Origin of the sequence: Rhodospira trueperi, from assembly GCF_900101965.1 — a bacterium.
GTDB classification, from domain to species: Bacteria; Pseudomonadota; Alphaproteobacteria; order Rhodospirillales; family Rhodospirillaceae; genus Rhodospira; species Rhodospira trueperi.
Map to the genome: position 1 here is coordinate 106,456 of NZ_FNAP01000001.1, position 14,042 is coordinate 120,497.

General features: G+C 64.5%; 24 protein-coding genes. All 24 read left to right on the forward strand.

Translation table 11 applies throughout. From position 1 onward, the window contains the following. Positions 1-272 precede the first annotated feature (272 nt). The 24 genes from rpsL (at position 273) to rpmD (ending at position 14,019) form a co-directional block, all read left to right on the forward strand. Positions 273-644 carry a 30S ribosomal protein S12 gene (gene rpsL / locus BLS85_RS00465; protein ID WP_092780500.1) on the forward strand — a complete coding sequence of 124 codons (372 nt, stop codon included), beginning with the start codon at positions 273-275 and terminating at the stop codon, positions 642-644. 12 nt (positions 645-656) lie between these two features. Further along, positions 657-1,127, forward strand: a complete 471-nt coding sequence (gene rpsG / locus BLS85_RS00470) for a 30S ribosomal protein S7 (protein ID WP_092780503.1) — start codon at positions 657-659, stop codon at positions 1,125-1,127. 52 nt (positions 1,128-1,179) lie between these two features. Continuing rightward, the gene (fusA, locus tag BLS85_RS00475; protein WP_092780506.1) at positions 1,180-3,258 is read left to right on the forward strand and encodes an elongation factor G; all 2,079 of its coding nucleotides are present in this window, start codon (positions 1,180-1,182) and stop codon (positions 3,256-3,258) included. 51 nt (positions 3,259-3,309) lie between these two features. After that, positions 3,310-4,500 carry an elongation factor Tu gene (gene tuf, locus BLS85_RS00480; protein WP_092780509.1) on the forward strand — a complete coding sequence of 397 codons (1,191 nt, stop codon included), beginning with the start codon at positions 3,310-3,312 and terminating at the stop codon, positions 4,498-4,500. 307 nt (positions 4,501-4,807) lie between these two features. Continuing rightward, a complete protein-coding gene (gene rpsJ / locus BLS85_RS00485; protein ID WP_092782027.1) occupies positions 4,808-5,116 on the forward strand; it encodes a 30S ribosomal protein S10 in 309 nt (102 codons plus the stop codon). A 205-nt stretch (positions 5,117-5,321) separates the two neighbouring features. Next, on the forward strand, positions 5,322-6,086 hold the full coding sequence (rplC, locus tag BLS85_RS00490) for a 50S ribosomal protein L3 (RefSeq protein ID WP_092780511.1): 765 nt from the start codon (positions 5,322-5,324) through the stop codon (positions 6,084-6,086). A 5-nt stretch (positions 6,087-6,091) separates the two neighbouring features. Then, positions 6,092-6,712 (forward strand): 50S ribosomal protein L4, encoded by a 621-nt coding sequence (gene rplD / locus BLS85_RS00495; protein ID WP_092780514.1) that lies wholly within the window; start codon positions 6,092-6,094, stop codon positions 6,710-6,712. After that, on the forward strand, positions 6,709-7,023 hold the full coding sequence (locus BLS85_RS00500; protein WP_092780517.1) for a 50S ribosomal protein L23: 315 nt from the start codon (positions 6,709-6,711) through the stop codon (positions 7,021-7,023). Before rplD ends, BLS85_RS00500 begins: the two co-directional genes overlap by 4 nt. Positions 7,024-7,027: 4 nt before the next feature. After that, entirely contained in the window at positions 7,028-7,867 is an 840-nt protein-coding gene (rplB, locus tag BLS85_RS00505) for a 50S ribosomal protein L2 (RefSeq protein ID WP_092780520.1), read from the forward strand. 12 nt (positions 7,868-7,879) lie between these two features. Then, positions 7,880-8,158: a 30S ribosomal protein S19 gene (gene rpsS / locus BLS85_RS00510; protein ID WP_092780523.1), complete on the forward strand. Its 279-nt coding sequence runs from the start codon at positions 7,880-7,882 to the stop codon at positions 8,156-8,158. Positions 8,159-8,160: 2 nt separating this feature from the next. Further along, the gene (gene rplV / locus BLS85_RS00515; RefSeq protein ID WP_092780526.1) at positions 8,161-8,541 is read left to right on the forward strand and encodes a 50S ribosomal protein L22; all 381 of its coding nucleotides are present in this window, start codon (positions 8,161-8,163) and stop codon (positions 8,539-8,541) included. After that, positions 8,541-9,212 carry a 30S ribosomal protein S3 gene (gene rpsC / locus BLS85_RS00520; protein WP_092780529.1) on the forward strand — a complete coding sequence of 224 codons (672 nt, stop codon included), beginning with the start codon at positions 8,541-8,543 and terminating at the stop codon, positions 9,210-9,212. Before rplV ends, rpsC begins: the two co-directional genes overlap by 1 nt. 35 nt (positions 9,213-9,247) lie before the next feature. Continuing rightward, positions 9,248-9,661 (forward strand): 50S ribosomal protein L16, encoded by a 414-nt coding sequence (rplP, locus tag BLS85_RS00525; RefSeq protein WP_092780532.1) that lies wholly within the window; start codon positions 9,248-9,250, stop codon positions 9,659-9,661. 6 nt (positions 9,662-9,667) lie between these two features. Beyond that, complete coding sequence (rpmC, locus tag BLS85_RS00530; protein WP_092780535.1) at positions 9,668-9,892, forward strand: 50S ribosomal protein L29; 225 nt, start codon at positions 9,668-9,670, stop codon at positions 9,890-9,892. Between the two features lie 14 nt (positions 9,893-9,906). Continuing rightward, positions 9,907-10,149 carry a 30S ribosomal protein S17 gene (gene rpsQ / locus BLS85_RS00535; protein ID WP_092780538.1) on the forward strand — a complete coding sequence of 81 codons (243 nt, stop codon included), beginning with the start codon at positions 9,907-9,909 and terminating at the stop codon, positions 10,147-10,149. Between the two features lie 53 nt (positions 10,150-10,202). Then, positions 10,203-10,571, forward strand: coding sequence for a 50S ribosomal protein L14 (gene rplN, locus BLS85_RS00540; protein WP_092780541.1), 369 nt, complete (start codon positions 10,203-10,205; stop codon positions 10,569-10,571). Beyond that, positions 10,568-10,888, forward strand: coding sequence for a 50S ribosomal protein L24 (gene rplX / locus BLS85_RS00545; RefSeq protein ID WP_092780544.1), 321 nt, complete (start codon positions 10,568-10,570; stop codon positions 10,886-10,888). The genes rplN and rplX overlap by 4 nt, the downstream gene beginning before the upstream one ends. 10 nt (positions 10,889-10,898) lie before the next feature. Continuing rightward, entirely contained in the window at positions 10,899-11,441 is a 543-nt protein-coding gene (gene rplE / locus BLS85_RS00550) for a 50S ribosomal protein L5 (protein ID WP_092780547.1), read from the forward strand. A 20-nt stretch (positions 11,442-11,461) separates the two neighbouring features. Further along, positions 11,462-11,767, forward strand: a complete 306-nt coding sequence (gene rpsN, locus BLS85_RS00555) for a 30S ribosomal protein S14 (RefSeq protein WP_092780550.1) — start codon at positions 11,462-11,464, stop codon at positions 11,765-11,767. Positions 11,768-11,779: 12 nt separating this feature from the next. Continuing rightward, a complete protein-coding gene (rpsH, locus tag BLS85_RS00560; protein WP_092780554.1) occupies positions 11,780-12,178 on the forward strand; it encodes a 30S ribosomal protein S8 in 399 nt (132 codons plus the stop codon). 18 nt (positions 12,179-12,196) lie between these two features. Next, entirely contained in the window at positions 12,197-12,730 is a 534-nt protein-coding gene (rplF, locus tag BLS85_RS00565) for a 50S ribosomal protein L6 (RefSeq protein ID WP_092780557.1), read from the forward strand. A 15-nt stretch (positions 12,731-12,745) separates the two neighbouring features. Continuing rightward, positions 12,746-13,108, forward strand: a complete 363-nt coding sequence (gene rplR / locus BLS85_RS00570; RefSeq protein WP_092780560.1) for a 50S ribosomal protein L18 — start codon at positions 12,746-12,748, stop codon at positions 13,106-13,108. A gap of 32 nt (positions 13,109-13,140) precedes the next feature. After that, complete coding sequence (rpsE, locus tag BLS85_RS00575; protein ID WP_245699026.1) at positions 13,141-13,800, forward strand: 30S ribosomal protein S5; 660 nt, start codon at positions 13,141-13,143, stop codon at positions 13,798-13,800. Positions 13,801-13,806: 6 nt separating this feature from the next. After that, complete coding sequence (gene rpmD, locus BLS85_RS00580; protein ID WP_092780563.1) at positions 13,807-14,019, forward strand: 50S ribosomal protein L30; 213 nt, start codon at positions 13,807-13,809, stop codon at positions 14,017-14,019. The last annotated feature ends 23 nt before the right edge of the window (positions 14,020-14,042 follow it).

Consider the following 14,042-nt stretch of genomic DNA (forward strand, 5'->3'; position numbering starts at 1 on the left):
GCCGCGCGCTTTCGGGCCAGTTTCACGATCAGGCCCGACGGCCTTTCCCCTCGACTCGGGGGTCTCGTCCGGGACCCCTCCGGGGCTTTTTTGTACCGACGCGCCCGTTTCGGGCGCGTCGTGTTTGCCTTGGAGCCTGGGGAAGGCATGGCCGCGCGTCGATTCGCCCACGATATCTATTGGGCGAGGCGGGCGGTCGGTTCGCGCGGGCGTGATCGCGAGCCGTATGTGATGATGAAAGAGACGCGAGACCTCTCAGGGACGGGTGTTGGATGCCGACAATCAACCAGTTGATCCGCAAGCCGCGGACGCCGCAGTTCAAGCGAAATAAGGTGCCGGCCATGCAGGCCTGTCCGCAGAAGCGCGGTGTCTGCACGCGGGTCTATACGACGACGCCGAAGAAGCCGAACTCGGCCCTGCGAAAGGTCGCCCGCGTGCGCCTGACCAACGGGTTCGAGGTGACGTCCTATATTCCGGGCGAGGGGCATAACCTTCAAGAGCACTCGGTGGTGATGATCCGCGGCGGTCGTGTGAAGGACTTGCCCGGCGTGCGCTATCACATCATTCGCGGCACCCTGGATACCCAGGGCGTGAAGGATCGGAAACAACGCCGTTCGAAGTACGGCGCGAAGCGTCCCAAGTAAGGAGCCCCGAGGATGTCCCGTCGTCGTGCCGCCATCAAGCGAGAGGTCCTGCCCGACGCCAAATATGGCGACAAGGTCGTGGCCAAGTTTATCAACGCGGTCATGCTTGAGGGCAAGAAGTCCGTGGCCGAGCGCATTGTCTATGGCGCGCTTGACAAAATGGCCGCCCGGACCAGCCAGGACCCCGTGAAAATGTTTCACGAGGCCATCGACAACGTGAAGCCGGCCCTTGAGGTCCGCTCCCGCCGTGTCGGCGGCGCAACCTATCAGGTGCCGGTCGAGGTGCGACCGGAGCGCCGTCAGGCGCTCGCGTTGCGCTGGATCATCGATTTCGCGCGCAAGCGCTCCGAGACGACCATGGTGGATCGCTTGTCCGGCGAGTTCCAGGACGCCGCCAACAACCGGGGTGGCGCGGTCAAGAAGCGGGAGGATACCCACCGCATGGCCGAGGCCAACAAGGCCTTCTCTCACTATCGTTGGTAGTTCAACCCACTCAGCCGCGCTCCACCCTGTCTAGGCCCGCGAGGAACCCGAGATGAAACGCGAGACCCCGATCGAACGCTACCGAAACATCGGGATCATGGCGCATATCGACGCCGGTAAGACCACGACGACCGAGCGAATCCTGTACTACACGGGGAAGTCGCACAAGATCGGCGAGGTCCATGACGGCAATGCCACCATGGACTGGATGGAGCAGGAGCAGGAGCGCGGCATCACCATTACGTCGGCGGCGACGACGGCGTTCTGGAAGGATCATCGCGTCAACATCATCGACACTCCGGGGCACGTGGACTTCACCATCGAGGTGGAACGCTCTCTGCGCGTGCTGGATGGTGCGGTGGCGGTGTTCGATTCCGTGGCGGGCGTGGAGCCGCAGTCGGAGACGGTATGGCGTCAGGCCGACAAGTACGGCGTGCCGCGCATGTGCTTCGTCAACAAGATGGACCGCATGGGCTCGGACTTCTACCGCTGCGTGGACATGATCGTGGATCGTCTGGGCGCGCGGCCGCTGGTGCTCAACATGCCCATCGGCGTGGAAAGCGATTTCGCCGGCGTGGTCGATCTCGTCAAGATGAAGGGTGTGATCTGGCACGGTGAGGACCTGGGCGCCAAGTTCGACTACGTCGATATCCCGGCTGACCTTCAGGACAAGGCGCAGGAACTCCGTGAGACTCTGATCGAAACCGCCGTCGAGGCCGACGACGACGCCATGGAGGCCTACCTGGAGGGCAACGAGCCCGACGAGGAGACCCTCAAGGCCTGCATCCGCAAGGGCACCATCAGTCAGATGTTCGTGCCTGTGTTGTGCGGCTCGGCGTTCAAGAACAAGGGTGTGCAGACGCTGCTGGATGCCGTGGTGGAGTTCATGCCGTCGCCCTACGACGTGCCGGCCATCAAGGGCGTGCTGCCGGACAGCGATACTCCGGCGGAGCGTCCGGCCGATGACCAGGCACCGTTCTCGGCGCTGGCCTTCAAGATCATGAACGATCCGTTCGTGGGCTCCCTGACCTTCGCGCGCATTTACTCCGGGACCATCGAGAGCGGCTCCTACGTCCTCAACACGGTCAAGGGCAAGCGGGAGCGCGTCGGTCGCATGCTGCTGATGCACTCGAACAACCGCGAGGAAATCAAGTGGGCGTCGGCCGGCGACATCGTTGCCATTGTGGGCCTGAAGGAGACCACGACGGGTGATACCCTCTGCGATCCGGCCAAGCCGGTCGTGCTGGAGCGGATGGAGTTCCCCGACCCGGTGATCGAGGTCGCGGTGGAGCCGCGCACCAAGGCCGACATGGAAAAGATGGGGATGGCGTTGGCGCGCCTCGCCGCCGAGGACCCGTCGTTCCGCGTCTCCACCGACGTCGAGAGCGGCCAGACGGTCATCAAGGGCATGGGCGAGTTGCACCTGGAGATCATCGTTGATCGCCTGAAGCGCGAGTTCAAGGTGGACGCCAACGTCGGCGCGCCCCAGGTGGCCTACCGCGAGACCATTTCCAAGGCCTACACCGTCGACTACACCCACAAGAAGCAGTCGGGCGGTTCCGGCCAGTTCGCGCGGATCAAGGTCACATTCACACCGTTGGAGCCGGGCTCGGGCTTCGAGTTCGAGAGCACCATCGTCGGCGGTTCGGTGCCCAAGGAATACATTCCGGGCGTCGAGAAGGGGCTGGCGTCCAGCATGGACAACGGCGTCATCGTCGGCTTCCCCTGCACCGACGTGAAGGCGACCCTGATCGACGGCGCCTACCACGACGTGGACTCCAGCGTCATGGCCTTCGAGATCGCCGCCCGCGCGGCCTTCCGCGAGGGCATGCCGAAGGCCGGGCCGAAGTTGCTGGAGCCGGTGATGAAGGTTGAGGTGGTGACGCCGGAGGAGTACATGGGCGACATCATCGGTGATCTGAACAGCCGGCGGGGCAACGTCACGGGCATGGACCAGCGTGGCAACGCTCGCGTCGTCGCCGCCCATGTGCCGCTGGCCAACATGTTCGGCTACGTCAATACCCTGCGGTCGATGAGCCAGGGACGGGCGCAGTACACCATGCACTTCGACTCGTATGCCGAGGTGCCGAATAACGTGTCCGAGGAAATCAAGGCGAAGATGGCGGGGTGATGCCGCCGAGGCACAACGACACACCGACCGTGCGAACGGAGAGCAGAGAGAATGGCGAAGGAAAAGTTTGACCGCAGCAAGCCGCACTGCAACGTGGGGACGATCGGGCACGTTGACCACGGCAAGACGACCCTGACGGCGGCGATCACGAAGGTTCTGGCGGAGACGGGCGGTGCCACGTTTTCGGCGTACGACATGATCGACAAGGCGCCGGAGGAGAAGGCGCGCGGGATCACGATCTCGACGGCGCACGTTGAGTACACGACGGAGAACCGTCATTACGCGCACGTGGATTGCCCGGGTCATGCTGACTATGTGAAGAACATGATCACGGGCGCGGCGCAGATGGACGGTGCCATTCTGGTTGTGTCGGCGGCGGACGGCCCGATGCCGCAGACGCGGGAGCACATTCTGCTGGCGCGTCAGGTGGGTGTTCCGGCGCTTGTGGTGTACATGAACAAGGTCGATCAGGTTGACGACGAGGAGCTGCTGGAGCTTGTCGAGCTTGAGGTTCGCGAGCTTCTGTCCTCGTACGACTTCCCGGGCAACGATATCCCCATCGTCAAGGGCTCGGCGCTGGCGGCGCTGGAGGACGGCGACGCGAAGATCGGCAAGGAGTCGATCATCGAGCTGATGAAGGCGGTGGACAGCTACATTCCGCAGCCGGAGCGTCCGAAGGACCAGCCGTTCCTGATGCCGATTGAGGACGTGTTCTCGATTTCGGGTCGCGGCACGGTGGTGACGGGCCGCGTGGAGCGGGGCCTGATCAAGGTTGGCGAGGAAGTTGAGATTGTCGGCCTGAAGGACACGGTCAAGACGGTGTGCACGGGTGTTGAGATGTTCCGCAAGCTGCTCGACCAGGGCGAGGCGGGCGACAACATCGGGGCGCTGCTGCGCGGCACGAAGCGTGATGATGTGGAGCGCGGCCAGGTTCTGGCGAAGCCGGGGACGATCACGCCGCACACCAAGTTCAAGTGCGAGTGCTACATCCTGAACAAGGACGAGGGCGGCCGTCACACGCCGTTTTTCTCGAACTACCGTCCGCAGTTCTACTTCCGGACCACGGATGTGACCGGAACGATCGAACTGCCGGAGGGCACGGAGATGGTGATGCCGGGCGACAACATCGCCATGGTGGTCAACCTGATCGCGCCGATTGCGATGGACGAGGGCCTGCGCTTCGCCATTCGCGAGGGCGGCCGCACCGTCGGCGCCGGCGTGGTGGCCAACATCATCGAGTAGGCAGCTCGGGCGGCGCCCGGTCCCATTTGGGGGGCGGACGCCGACTCGGGATGGTGGTAGAGTGCTGTTCCGGAAAGGCGGACCCCACGCCGTTCCGGGTCTGGTGGGAGCACCGAAAGAAACAGGACCCGTTCTTTTTTCTTTCTTGTGTTCTTTTTCGAACGGTTCGGCGAACCCCCGGGGGGTCACGGGAAGGCGCCGGACAAGAAGCGGGGGCCGGACGTGGGCCGGTCCCGTCGGCGTTGCGGCGCCGGCCGGATAATGGCGCGATGGCACTGGATCAGAATTGGGTCGGACCATAACCATGATGGACAATCAGAATATCCGCATTCGCCTGAAGGCGTTCGATCATCGCGTGCTGGATCAGTCCACGCGTGAGATCGTGGGCACGGCCAAGCGGACGGGGGCACAGGTGTGCGGGCCGATCCCGCTGCCGACCCGGATCGAGAAGTTCACGCTCAACCGGTCGCCGCACATCGACAAGAAGTCGCGCGAGCAGCTCGAGATTCGCACGCACAAGCGTCTGCTGGATATCGTCGATCCGACGCCCCAGACGGTGGATGCCTTGATGAAGCTGGATCTGGCCGCTGGCGTGGACGTGGAGATCAAGCTCTAGGGCGGGGCGGCGTGTGTCTGCCGCTTCGGGGCTCGCTTGCCGTGTCTGATCGACCCTTTCTGGGTCGATCGGGGCGGGCGCGGGGACTCTCTTCGTTGCCGTGACACCGATGTTGGCCCGATGTGACGCGATCCGTACCTCGTGTGCCGTGGCAAGGCGTGCCGGCCGCCCAACGGGGGCGTATCCAGAATTGAGGATGAAGACTATGCGTTCCGGTCTGATAGCCCAGAAAGTCGGGATGACCCGGCTGTTCGACGCCGAGGGCGTGCATGTGCCGGTCACCGTTCTGCGGGTGGAGGAGTGCCACGTTGTGGCCAACCGCACGCGCGAAAAGGACGGCTACGTGGCGGTGCAACTCGGCGCCGGTCGCGCCAAGGTGAAGAACACCTCCAAGGCCATGCGGGGCCACTTCGCCAAGGCACGGGTGGAACCCAAGCGGCATCTGGTGGAATTCCGGGTGTCCGACGAGTGTCTGGTGCCGCCCGGCACCGAACTGTCGGCGGCGCACTTCGTCGCCGGGCAGTATGTTGACGTGGTCGGTACCAGCATCGGCAAGGGCTTCGCCGGTGGCATGAAGCGGCACAACTTCCGTGGCCTTGAGGCGACGCACGGCGTGTCGATCAATCACCGCTCGCTGGGCTCGACCGGTCAGTGTCAGGACCCCGGTAAGGTGTTCAAGGGCAAGAAAATGCCTGGCCATCTCGGCTTCGAGCGGGTCACGGTGCAGAGCCTGGAGGTCGTGGGCATCGACGAGGAGCGCGGCCTGGTGATGGTGCGCGGCGCCGTGCCGGGCCACAAGGGCGGCTGGGTCGAGGTCTCCGACGCCCTGAAGAAGGCGCGGCCCGACAGCGTGCCGATGCCGGCCGGGATCAAGGCGGAGGCCGCGCCCCTAGAAGAGGCGCTTGCCGAAGAGGTGTCCACCGAAGTGGCGCCGACCGGCGATGGCGACGACGCCAGCAAGGAGAGCTGAGAGTCATGAAGCACGACGTCATCACGCTGGACAATCAGCCGGCCGGCAGTATCGATTTGGACGAGGCCGTGTTCGGTCTGGCGGTGCGCGCCGATATCCTGCATCGCGTGGTGCGCTGGCAGCTGGCGAAGCGCCAGGCCGGCACCCACAAGACCAAGGGCATCAGCGAGATTCGCGGCACGACCGCCAAGCCGTTCAAACAGAAGGGCACTGGCCGCGCGCGGCAAGGCTCGCGGCGCGCGACCCAGTGGCGGGGCGGCGCGACCGTCTTCGGCCCGGTGGTGCGCTCGCACGCCCATGACCTGCCGAAGAAGGTGCGCGCCCTGGGCCTGAAGACGGCCCTGTCGGCCAAGCTGGCGGACAACAAACTGGTGGTGCTGGACGCCGCCGCGTCCGAAACCGGCAAGACCAAGGATCTGGCGGCACGGCTGGCGGCGCTGGGCTGGAACAACGCCCTGGTCATCGACGGCCCCGAGCTGAATGAGGGCTTCGCCCGTGCGGCGCGAAACATCGTCGGCGTCGACGTGCTGCCGCAGCAGGGCGCCAACGTTCACGATATCCTGCGTCGCGACACCCTGGTGCTGACCAAGGACGCCGTGACCCACCTGCAGGAGCGCCTGAAATGAGCAAGGCGGTGGCGACCATCGACAAGACGCGGATGTACGACATCATCCGCGCCCCCGTGATCACCGAAAAGGCGACCATGGGCTCCGAACACAATCAGGTGACCTTCAAGGTGCCGCTGGATGCCTCCAAGCCGGAGATCAAGCAAGCCGTCGAGGGTATTTTCAACGTCAAGGTGAAGGCGGTGAATACCCTCATCCAGAAGGGCAAGGTCAAGCGGTTTCGTGGAACCATCGGCAAGCGCTCCGACGTCAAGAAGGCGATCGTGACGTTGGTCGAGGGGCATTCCATCGACATCGGCGTGGGGGTCTGATCCGATGGCTTTGAAACAGTTCAATCCGGTCACCCCGGGCATGCGCAACCTGGTCCTGGTGGACCGCAGCGAGTTGCACAAGGGCAAACCGGTCAAGGGTCTGACCGAGGGTCTGACCAAGACGGGCGGGCGCAACAACCACGGCCGGACCACGGCGTGGCACCGGGGCGGTGGTCACAAGCGTCGCTACCGCATGGTGGATTTCAAGCGCCGAAAGACCGGCGTGTCGGCGACGGTGGAGCGGTTGGAGTACGATCCGAACCGCACGGCCTTTATTGCCCTGATCCGCTATGCCGACGACGAGTTGTCCTACATTCTGGCGCCGCAGCGTCTCGGGGTGGGGGATACCGTGATCGCCGACGCGCACGCGGACATCAAGCCGGGCAACGCCATGCCGCTGAAGTCCATGCCGGTGGGCACCATCGTTCATAACGTGGAGCTGAAGGCCGGCAAGGGTGGACAGATCGCGCGGTCGGCGGGCTGTTACGCCCAGTTGATCGGGAAGGACCAGGGCTATGCCCAGTTGCGGTTGTCCTCCGGCGAGTTGCGCTTGGTGCGGGCCGAGTGCATGGCCACGGTCGGCGCGGTCTCGAACCCGGACAACGCCAACCAGAAACTTGGCAAGGCCGGTCGCAAGCGCTGGATGGGCAAGCGTCCGCACGTGCGCGGCGTGGTCATGAACCCGGTCGACCACCCGCACGGCGGCGGCGAGGGCCGCACCTCTGGTGGCCGGCATCCGGTGACCCCGTGGGGCAAGCCGACCAAGGGTAAGCGGACTCGGTCCAACAAGAAGACGGATCGACTCATCATGCGCAGTCGTCATCAGACGAAAAAGAAGAAGTAAGGGAGGCCGCTCGTGGCTCGTTCCGTTTGGAAAGGTCCGTTCGTTGACGGCTACCTTCTGAAGAAGGCGGAGGCGGCGCGCGCCGCCGCCCGCAATGAAGTGATCAAGACGTGGTCGCGCCGCTCGACCATTCTGCCGCAGTTCGTGGGCCTGACATTCGGGGTCTACAACGGGCAGAAGTTCGTGCCGGTGCTGGTGACCGAGAACATGGTCGGGCACAAGTTGGGCGAGTTCTCGCCGACCCGGACCTATTACGGGCACGCCGCCGACAAGAAGGCGAAAAGGAAGTAACCATGGGCAAGTCATCCGCCGCGCGTCGTCTTGACGACACCGAGGCCCAGGCGGTCTCGCACATGATCCGGACCAGCCCGCGCAAGCTGAACCTGGTGGCCGCCTCCATTCGGGGCATGCCGGTTGATCGCGCGCTGTCCGAACTGTCCTTCTCGAAGCGGCGCATCGCCATCGAGGTCAGGAAGGTTCTGGAATCGGCCATCGCCAATGCCGAGAACAATCACGACCTCGACGTCGATCAACTGGTCGTCAAGGAGGCCTTCGTCGGCAAGGCCCTGGTCATGAAGCGCTGGCACGCTCGGGCGCGGGGTCGGGTCGGCAAGATCATCAAGCCCTGGGCGAACCTGACCATTGTGGTGCGTGAGCGCGAGGAGTTGGCGTAATGGGACAGAAAGTCAATCCGATCGGCCTGCGCCTGGGCATCAACCGCACCTGGGACTCGCGTTGGTACTCCGATCATGAGTATGCCTCGTTGCTGCACGAGGACCTGATGATCCGCAAATACCTCAAGAAACGTCTGATGCAGGCGGGGGTGTCGCGCATCATCATCGAGCGGCCGGCCAAGAAGGCGCGTATCACCATTCACACGGCCCGCCCGGGCGTGGTGATCGGCAAGAAGGGCCAGGACATCGAGAAGCTGCGCCAGAAGATGCAGCAGATGACCGGCAACGAGGTGCATCTGAACATCGTCGAGATCCGCAAGCCGGAACTGGACGCACAGTTGGTCGCCGAAAACATCGCCCAGCAGCTTGAGCGCCGCGTTGCGTTCCGCCGCGCCATGAAGCGCGCGGTGCAGAATGCCATGCGCCTGGGTGCGTTGGGGATCCGGATCAACTGCGGCGGTCGTCTGGGCGGCGCCGAGATCGCGCGGACCGAGTGGTACCGCGAGGGCCGGGTGCCGCTGCATACGCTGCGCGCCGACGTCGATTACGGAACCGCCACGGGCAAGACGACCTACGGCAGTTGCGGCGTCAAGGTGTGGATCTTCAAGGGAGAGATCCTGGAGCACGATCCGATGGCCCAGGACAAGCGTCGCGGCGACACGCCCCGCTGACGGGCAACGGTGACGGGGCGAAGGAGCGTTAGGAAATGCTGAGTCCGAAACGAACTAAGTTTCGCAAGTTTCATAAGGGCCGCATCAAGGGTGAGGCCAAGGGCGGCACGGCGCTGAACTTCGGTGCCTATGGCCTGAAGTGCGTGGAGCCGGAGCGCATCACCGCGCGTCAGATCGAGGCCGCGCGCCGGTCGATCACGCGCCACATGAAGCGCCAGGGCCGTTTGTGGATCCGGATCTTCCCGGATGTGGCGGTGTCGAAAAAGCCGGCCGAGGTGCGCATGGGCTCTGGTAAGGGGTCGCCCGAATACTGGGTCGCCAAGGTCAAGCCCGGCCGCATCATGTTTGAGCTCGACGGCGTCTCCGAGGAGGTGGCGCGCCGGGCCTTCGAACTGGCGTCGGCCAAGCTGCCGGTGAAGACCAAGTTCGTCGCGCGCATCGGGGAGTAGGGAACAATGGCCAAGGTCAAGGGGACCGGTACCGAGGATCTGCGCCAGATGAGCGCTGATCAACTGCGCGAAAAGCTCGTCGAGCTGAAGAAGGAGCAGTTCAACCTGCGCTTCCAGGCCGCGTCGGGCCAGTTGTCCGATACGGCCCACGTCCGCAAGGTGCGCCGGGATGTGGCGCGCATCAAGACCATCCAGGCCGAGAAGGCCCGCGCCGCCGGCGCCGCGTCGTAGGGAGACCAGGACAGATGCCGAGGCGTATCCTTCAGGGTGTTGTTGTCAGCGACAAGAACGACAAAACCATCGTCGTCAAGGTCGAGCGGCGGTTCATGCACCCCGTCTACAAGAAGTTCATCCGGCGTTCGAAGAAGTTCGCCGCGCACGACGAAGCCAATCAGTGTAAGGTCGGCGATATCGTGCGGATCCGCGAGTGCGCCCCTATTTCACGGCGCAAGACTTGGGAAGTCGTTCTCGACTCCTCCGTGGAATAGGACTCGCTCCCGGGCGTGTAACCGTTTCGCGGAACTTTTAGGGAATACTAGTCATGATCCAGATGCAGACCAACCTGGATGTCGCCGACAATTCCGGCGCCCGGCGGGTCATGTGTGTGAAGGTCCTTGGGGGCTCGAAGCGCATGACGGCGGGCGTTGGCGACGTCATCGTGGTCTCGGTCAAGGAGGCCATCCCGCGCGGCCGCGTCAAAAAGGGCGACGTGCACCGGGCGGTCATCGTCCGCACGGCCAAGGAAATCCGGCGCCCGGACGGCTCGGCGATCCGCTTCGACAGCAACGCCGCCGTGCTGCTGAACAAGCAGAACGAGCCGATCGGCACCCGTATCTTCGGCCCGGTGACCCGCGAGCTGCGCGCGAAGAAGTTTATGAAGATCATCTCGCTCGCCCCGGAGGTGCTGTGATGGCCGCCAAGATCAAGAAGGGCGACAAGGTCGTGGTCATGAGCGGCCGCGACAAGGGCCGGCGCGGCGAGGTGCTGAAGGCGCTGCCGGCCGAGGCCCGCGTCATCGTTCAGGGTGTCAACAAGGTCAAGCGTCACACGCGCCAGACCCAGACCTCCCAGGGCGGGATTATCGAGAAGGAGGCGCCGATTCACGTCTCTAACGTGATGATCGAGGACCCGAAGGACTACGAGCCGACCCGGGTCGGGTTCAAGGTGCTTGAGGATGGCCGAAAGGTGCGCTTCGCAAGGCGTTCCGGTGAGGTCATCGATGTCTGAGGGGGCGACGATGACCGCACGGCTGAAAGAGCATTACGACACCGTGGTGCGCGAGGACCTCACGAAAAAGCACGGTTACAAGAACCGCTTCGAGGTGCCGCGTCTCGACAAGATCGTCATCAACATGGGTGTGGGTGAAGCTTCCCAGGACCGCAAGCTCATCGAGGGCGCGGTCAAGGACCTGACGGCGATCGCTGGCCAGAAGCCCATCATCACCCGGGCCAAGAAGTCCATCGCCCAGTTCAAGCTGCGCGACGGCATGGTCGTGGGCTGCAAGGTGACGCTGCGGCGCGAGCGGATGTACGAGTTCCTGGACCGCCTGGTCAACATCGCGCTGCCGCGCGTGCGTGACTTCCGCGGGATTTCGGCGTCCGGCTTTGACGGCGCCGGGAACTACAACATGGGCCTGAAGGAGCAGATCGTCTTTCCCGAGATCGATTACGATCAGGTGGACAAGATGCGCGGGATGAACATCACCATCTGCACCACGGCAAAGTCCAACGACGAGGCACGAACCCTTCTGGAAGGGTTCAACATGCCCTTCCAGAACTAGGCGCTTGGAGACGAAACCCCATGGCGAAAGTGAGTGCCGTCCAGCGCAACAAGAAGCGCGAGCGCATGGTGAAGGCGAAGGCCGCCAAGCGCGCAGAGTTGAAGGCCATCATCAAGAACCAGGATGCCTCGCCCGAGGATCGGTTCGAAGCGGTCATGAAGCTGTCGAAGCTGCCGCGCAACTCCTCGAAGGTGCGCATCATGAACCGGTGTGAACTGACCGGGCGTCCGCATTCGGTTTACCGGAAGTTCCGTCTGGGCCGTGTCGTGCTGCGGGACCTTGCCTCTCAGGGGCAGATTCCCGGCATGGTCAAGTCGAGTTGGTGAGGAAGGTGGCCCATGGCTCTCAGTGATCCTTTGGGTGACATGCTCACCCGCATCCGTAACGGGCAGCAGGCGCGCAAGGCGACTGTCAATGCCCCGGCGTCCAAGCTGCGGGAGAACGTCCTCGACGTGCTCCAGCGCGAGGGCTTCATTCGCGGCTACTCCCGCGCCAACGTGCGCAAGGGCGTGGACGAACTGGTGGTCGAGTTGAAGTACCACGAGGGCTCGCCCGCGATCCGCACCATCGCGCGGGTGTCGCGGCCCGGCCGCCGTGTCTATTCGAAGATCAAGGACCTGCCCAAGGTCTACAACGGCCTGGGGATTTCCATCCTGTCCACGCCGCGCGGCGTTATGAGCGATGCCGAGGCGCGCGCGGCGAACGTGGGTGGCGAAGTCCTCTGCAAGGTATTTTAGGCGAGGGGGACGAAACCCATGTCACGCGTTGGAAAATACCCCGTGGACGTGCCCAAGGGCGTGACCGTAACGGTCGCGAACAATGTGGTTACGGCCAAGGGCAAGCTGGGCGAGATGACGTATCAGTGCCCGGATGATGTGGAAACCACCCTGGAGGGTGAGCGGGTTTGGGTCAGGCCCAAGGCGACCCACAAGCAGGCTCGCCAGCACTGGGGGACGACCCGGGCTCAGATCAACAACGTGGTCAAGGGCGTCGGCGAGGGCTTCACCAAGAAGCTGGAGCTGGTCGGCGTTGGCTACAAGGCTCAGGTCCAGGGCAAGAACTTGGTGCTGTCGCTCGGCTACAGCCACGACATCACCTATCCGATTCCGGCCGATCTCAAGATCGTCGCACTGGCTCCCACCCAGGTGGAGGTCTCTGGAGCGTCGAAGCAGCGGGTCGGGCAGGTTGCGTCGGAGTTGCGCGGCTTCCGTCCGCCGGAGCCCTACAAGGGCAAGGGTGTGAAGTACGCCGACGAACGCATCCTGCGTAAGGAAGGCAAGAAGAAGTAAGGCGGGGATACGGGTATGAATTCAGCGAAGAAGCTGTTCGAGCGTCGGCGCGGCCGGGTCCGCTTCGCGCTCCGTAAGAAGGCCCGGGGCCGTCCCCGTCTGTCGGTGTTCCGGTCCTCCAAGCACATCTATGCCCAGGTGATCGACGACATCGCCGGACAGACCATCGCGGCTGCCTCCAGCGTGGAGAAGGACCTCCGCGCCGGCCTCAAGACCGGGGCTGACAAGGCTGCCGCCGAGGCCGTCGGCAAGCTGCTCGCCGAACGGGCGGTGGCCAAGGGCGTCGGCGCGGTGGTCTTCGACCGTGGCGGCTATCTGTATCACGGGCGGGTCAAGGCCCTGGCGGATGCCGCGCGCGAGGGCGGCCTGCAGTTCTGAACACCGACGGGTGAGGGAAAGGTCAAGACGATATGGCACGCAATCCCAATGAGCGGGGCGGAGGCGAGCGCGGCGACCGGGGTCGCCAGCGCGGCGGCGACCGTGACCGTGATCGGCGCGACGATCGGGACGACGAGTTCAAGGACAAGCTGGTCCACATCAACCGTGTGGCCAAGGTGGTCAAGGGCGGTCGGCGCTTCGCGTTCGCGGCGCTGGTGGTGGTCGGCGACGGCAAAGGCCGCGTCGGCTTCGGCACTGGCAAGGCGCGCGAGGTCCCGGAGGCCATCCGCAAGGCGACCGATCAGGCCAAGCGCACCATGATCCGGGTGCCCCTGCGCGAGGGGCGCACCCTGCATCACGACATCAAGGGCCATTTCGGCGCCGGGCGCGTGACTCTGCGCGCCGCACCGGCCGGCACCGGCATCATCGCCGGCGGTCCGATGCGCGCGGTGTTCGAGACCATGGGCGTGCAGGATGTGGTGAGCAAGTGCAACGGCACCACCAACCCGTACAACATGGTCAAGGCGACCTTCGATGCCCTGCGCAACTCGTTCTCGCCGCGTCAGGTGGCGGCGCGCCGGGGCAAGAAGGTGGGCGACATTGTCGGCCGTCGCGATGGCGGTCCGGTTGGCGGCGGTGCGTCGACCCCGGCCGGGGACCAGGACGCGGCGTCCGCGGTGGCGACGGAGTAGGCGACGATGTCCAATCAGACACAGAGCACGGCGGCGGAGACTTCCCACGTCAAGGTGACCCAGGTGGGCAGCCCCATCGGCCGTCGGGCCGACCAGCGGGCGACTCTGATCGGCCTGGGCCTGAACAAGATGCATCGGTCGCGCGTGCTGGCGGATACGCCGGCGGTGCGCGGCATGATCCGCAAGGTCGAGCACCTGCTGAAGGTGGAGCCGGCCTGACATCCGGGCCGGCCGCTCACGCG